This window comes from Mycobacterium sp. E3298 (genome assembly GCF_001666895.1).
Taxonomy (GTDB): Bacteria; Actinomycetota; Actinomycetes; order Mycobacteriales; family Mycobacteriaceae; genus Mycobacterium.
This window is the reverse complement of the sequence record NZ_LZJB01000511.1, coordinates 1-5,263: the sequence shown is the minus strand read 5'-3', so window position 1 is coordinate 5,263 and position 5,263 is coordinate 1. Positions and strand designations below refer to the sequence as shown.

The 5,263-nt window shown below is 71.4% G+C and carries 1 protein-coding gene; it reads left to right on the top strand.

The window, feature by feature from the left end; translation table 11 throughout:
* Positions 1-168: 168 nt before the first annotated feature.
* A partial coding sequence (locus A9X05_RS23625; RefSeq protein WP_368664944.1) for a condensation domain-containing protein occupies positions 169-5,263 on the top strand: 5,095 nt, incomplete at its 3' end.

Sequence of the window (5,263 nt, the reverse complement as noted above, 5' to 3'; positions counted from 1 at the left end):
GTGTCGAGGCGCCGATCGCCGACCTCCACCACCGGCACACCGCGGCCCTCGAATCGCGCTGCCAGATCGGCGGTGCTGACCGCGACCACCGGGGCGGCGTCACCGAGCATGAACTCGATCCGGGTGTCCGGGGCGGAAGGATCGATCGGCAGGTACGCCGCCCCGGTCTTGAGCACCGCCGATCTGGCAGCGCGATTCGAGGGCCGCGGTGTGCCGGTGGTGGAGGTCGGCGATCGGCGCCTCGACACCGTGCCCGACACCGTCCTGGCGGAGCCGGGCGCCGACGGGCTGGCGTATCTGATTTACACCTCGGGTACCACGGGTGTGCCCAAAGGTGTTGGGGTTTCGCATCGTAGCGTGACGGCGTTGATCGGGTCGCTGGATGCGGGGTTGCCGGCGGCGGGGGTGTGGTCGCATGCGCATTCGTTGGCCTTCGACGTGTCGGTGTGGGAGATCTTCGCCCCGCTGCTGCGCGGGGGCCGGGTGGTGGTGGTCGCCGACGACACCGCGCGCGCGCCCGAGGATTTGCACGCCGTGGTTGTGGCCGAGGGTGTGAGCGTGTTGACGCAGACGCCGTCGGCGGTGGCGATGCTGGACCCGGTCGGTTTGGACGGGGTGGCGGTGGTGTTGGCCGGGGAGGCTTGCCCGCCCGAGGTGGTGGATCGGTGGGCGCCGGGGCGGGTGCTGGTGAACGCCTATGGGCCGACGGAGACCACGATGTGTGTGGCGATCAGCGCCCCGCTGCAGGCTGGGTCGGGGGTGCCGCCGATCGGGTCGCCGGTGGCCGGTGCGGCGCTGTTCGTGCTGGATGCCTGGTTGCGGCCGGTGCCCGTCGGGGTGGTCGGGGAGCTGTATGTGGCCGGATCCGGTGTGGCCGTCGGGTATTTGGGCCGGGCGGGGTTGACCGGTGCGCGGTTTGTGGCGTGTCCGTTTGGGCCGCCGGGGCTGCGGATGTACCGGACCGGGGATCTGGCGTGCTGGGGTGGCGATGGGCAGTTGCGCTACCTGGGTCGCGGCGATGAGCAGGTCAAGATCCGTGGGTATCGCATCGAGTTGGGGGAGATCCAGGCCGCGTTGAGCGCGTTGGACGGGGTGGGTCAGGCGGTGGTGATCGCGCGTGAGGATCGCCCCGGTGATAAGCGTCTGGTCGGTTATGTCACGGGTGCGGGTGACCCGGCTCTATTGCGGGCGCGGCTTTCCCAGCGGTTGCCGGCGTTCATGGTGCCCGCCGCGATCGTGGGCCTACCAGCCCTGCCGCTGACCGCCAACGGCAAGCTGGACGTCCGCGCGCTGCCGGCTCCCGAATACAGCGCCGGCCACTACCGCGCCCCGCAGAACCCGACCGAAGAGATCCTGGCCACCATCTTCGCCGACGTCCTGGGCCTCGACCGCGTCGGCGCCGACGACTCCTTCTTCGAACTCGGCGGCGACAGCATCCTGGCGCTGCAGGTGGTTTCGCGAGCGCGGGCCGCGGGCCTGACGTGCCGCCCGCGGGACGTCTTCGTCGAGCAGACCGTCGCCCGCCTGGCGACCGTGGCCGGAGTGGTCGACGGCGAAACCGTCGCGGCCGACGAGGGCCTCGGACCGGTGCCGGCCACCCCGATCATGCGGTGGCTGCATGAGATTGACGGTCCCATCGTTGAGTTCAACCAGACGATGGTGCTCCAGGCGCCCGCCGGGGCGACCGAAGCCGATGTCGGGGGAGCGCTGCAGGCCGTGCTCGACCGACACGCCATGCTGCGGCTACGCGTCGAGGGTGACGGCGACGACGGGTGGTCCCTTTGGGCGCCGGACGCGGGCTCCGTCGACGCGACCGCGTGCCTGCGGTCGGTGGACGTGCTCTCCGATGAGGCGTTGGTGGAGGCGCGGTCGAGGCTGAACCCGGCCGCCGGGGCGATGCTGAGCGCGGCGTGGGCCGCCCCCACGGGCCAGCTCGCGTTGGTCGTTCACCACCTGGCCATCGACGGGGTGTCGTGGCGAATCCTTCTGGAGGACTTGAACATCGCCTACGCCCAGGGGCGGGGCGGCCAGCCGGCCGCGTTGCCGGTGGGCGGGACGTCATACGCGCGATGGGCAACGCTGCTCCGCGAACACGCCCGCCGCCCGGAGGTCGTCGACCAGGCGGGTGCCTGGAAGCGGATCGCGGCCACGCCGTCCGCCTTACCGGCGGTGCGGCCCGGGGACACCTACGCCACCGCCGGGCATCTGACGGCCTCGCTGGACGTCGAGGACACCCGGACGCTGCTCGGGGAGGCGCCGGCGGCGTTCCACGCCGGCGTGCAAGACATCCTGTTGATCGCGTTCGGGTTGGCGTGCGCGGAGTTCGTGGGCCCCAACCTTTCTGCCCGCGGGCCGGTCGGCATCGACGTCGAGGGCCACGGTCGCCACGAGGAAGTCACGCCCCACGTGGACCTGTCGCGCACGATCGGCTGGTTCACCACCAAATACCCGGTGTCGCTGAGTGTCGGCGGGCTGGCCTGGGCCCAGGTGCGGGCCGGCGACGCGGCGCTGGGAAGCGTGATCAAAGACGCCAAGGAACAGCTCCGCGCCGTGCCGCACCCGCTGACCTATGGCGTGCTGCGCTACCTCAACGGTGACGTCGAGCTGGGCGACTCCGACCCGACGATCGGGTTCAACTACCTCGGCCGACTCGTCGCCGGAACCGAGCTCTCCGATGACTTGTGGCGGCTGCACCCCGAGAGCCTGTCCCTGGCGGCCGCCGCTGCGGCGATCCCGATGCCGTTGGCGCACACCGTCGAACTCAACGCCGGCACCATCGACACCGACAGCGGCCCGCGGCTGCACGCCGATTGGACGTGGGCGACGTCGGCCCTCGACGAAGCACAGATCGGCCGGCTGAGTCAACTGTGGTTCGAAGCCTTGTCCGGCATCTGTGCGCACGTGCGGGCCGGAGGCGGCGGGCTGACGCCATCGGACATCGCGCCAACCCGGCTGAGCCAACCGCAGATCGACGAACTCGGCCGGCGATACGACCTCGCCGACGTCTTGCCGCTGACCCCCCTGCAGCAGGGCCTGCTCTTCCACTCCAGCACCGCCCACGGCAACGACGACATGTACGCCGTGCAGCTGGATTTCACGCTCACCGGCCCCCTCGACCCCGACCGCCTGCACGACGCGGTGCGCACCGTGATCCACCGTCATCCGCACCTGGCGGCCCGGTTCTACGAACGGTTCGACGAGCCGGTGCAGGTCATCCCGGCCAATCCCGTTGTGGCGTGGCGATTTGTCGAGCTCGACACCGACGAGCAGATCGAGCGCCTGTGCGCGGCCGAACGCGCCGCCGTCGGGGACCTGGCCGACCAGCCACCGTTCCGGGTGGCGTTGATCCGCACCCGGCAAGACCGGCACCGGCTGGTGCTGACCAACCACCACATCGTGCTCGACGGGTGGTCGCTGCCGATCCTGCTGCGCGAGATCTTCACCAGTTACTACGGGGAGCGGCTGCCCGCGGCCGCGCCCTATCGCAGCTTCGTCACCTGGCTGGCCGATCGGGACCTCGACGCAGCCCGCGAGGCCTGGGCTCAGACGCTCGCCGACTTCGAGACGCCGACGCTCGTCGGCCCCAAAGACCGGTTGGGGCAAGGGCGGCGCGGCACCGAATCCTTCCGCGTGCCCGAGGAAACCACCCGCGCCCTCACCCAACTGGCCCGCGCCTGCCACACCACGGTCAGCACCGTGCTCCAGGGCGCCTATGCGTTGCTGCTGACCTCGCTGACGGGCCGGCACGACGTCGTCTTCGGCACCCCGCGATCCCGGGTGGGCCAGCTCGAGGTGGCCGGCGCGGAATCGATGGTGGGGCTGCTGATCAACACGGTGCCGGTGCGGGCGAACATCACCGCGACGACCACCACCGCGGACCTGCTGCGCCAGCTGCAGGACGACCACAACGACACCCTCGAGCATCAACACATGGCGCTCAGCGACATTCACCGCGCCACCGGCCACGAGCAGCTGTTCGACACCCTCTTCGTCTACGAGAACTACCCGATCGGCGACGGCATGCAGCTGGGCCCCGACGGGCTGGCGATCGCCGAGTTCACCAACCGCGAGTACAACCACTACCCGCTGACGGTCGAGGCCCTCCCGGGCCGCGAGCTCGGCCTGCACGTCGAGTTCGACGCGGACGTGTTCGACACCGCGAGCATCGAGGCGCTCGTCGAGCGGTTCCGCCGGGTGCTGGCGGGCATGACCTCCGATCCGGCGCGGCGCCTGTCGTCCATCGAGCTGCTCGACCGCGACGAGCGCGACCTGGTCCTGTCGCGCTTGTCCGGCGCCGGCGTGACCGCCCCGATGGAAGTCGCGCCGCAGCTGCTTGCCGCCGCGGTCGCCGCGAACCCCGACGGGGTCGCCGTGGTCGACGGCGAGCGGGAGCTGTCCTACCGCGAGCTCGACGAGTGGTCGAACCGCCTGGCGCGCACCCTGATCGATGCGGGCGTGGGTCCGGAGCGCGCGGTGGGCGTGGCGATGGATCGCGGCATCGAGCTGGTGGTCGCGTGGTGGGCGGTGGTGAAGGCGGGCGGCGTTTACACGCCGGTGGGGCTGGACCATCCTGTTGAGCGGGTCGCCGCGGTTCTCGACGCCGCGGGGGCGGTGTGCGTGTTGACCCGCGGGCACGACGAGGCGGCCGGGGCCGGCGCGCGCCCGGTGCTGCGGGTGGACGGGCTGGACCTGTCGGGACGCAGCGCCGAGCCGATCACCGACGCCGATCGGGCGGCGCCGCTGTCGACGCACAACACCGCCTACGTGATCTTCACGTCGGGTTCGACCGGCGCCCCCAAGGGCGTGGTGGTGAGCCACGCCGGGCTGCCGGGATGGGCGGCGGCGCAACGTGATTCGTGTGGGCTCGACGCCGACGCGCGGGCCCTGATGGTGGCCGCGCCGACCTTTGACGCTTCGGTGGGCGAGATGCTGCTGGCGGCGGTGTCGGGCGCGGCGTTGGTGGTGGCGCCGCCGCAGGTGTACGCCGGTGAACCGCTCACGGCGCTGCTGCAGAGCCAGCGCGTCAGCGCCGCGTTCATGACCCCGACGGTGCTGTCATCACTGGACCGTGCCCGGCTGGACGGGTTCGACAAGCTGATGATCGGCGGTGAGGCCTGCCCGCCGGAGTTGGTGGCCGCGTGGGCACCGGGCCGCCGCATGTTCAACGTCTATGGGCCGACCGAAACCACCGTCTGGGTCACCTCCAGTGCGCCGCTCTCGCCGGATCGGCCCGTCCGCATCGGCGTCCCCATCCCGGGCGTGC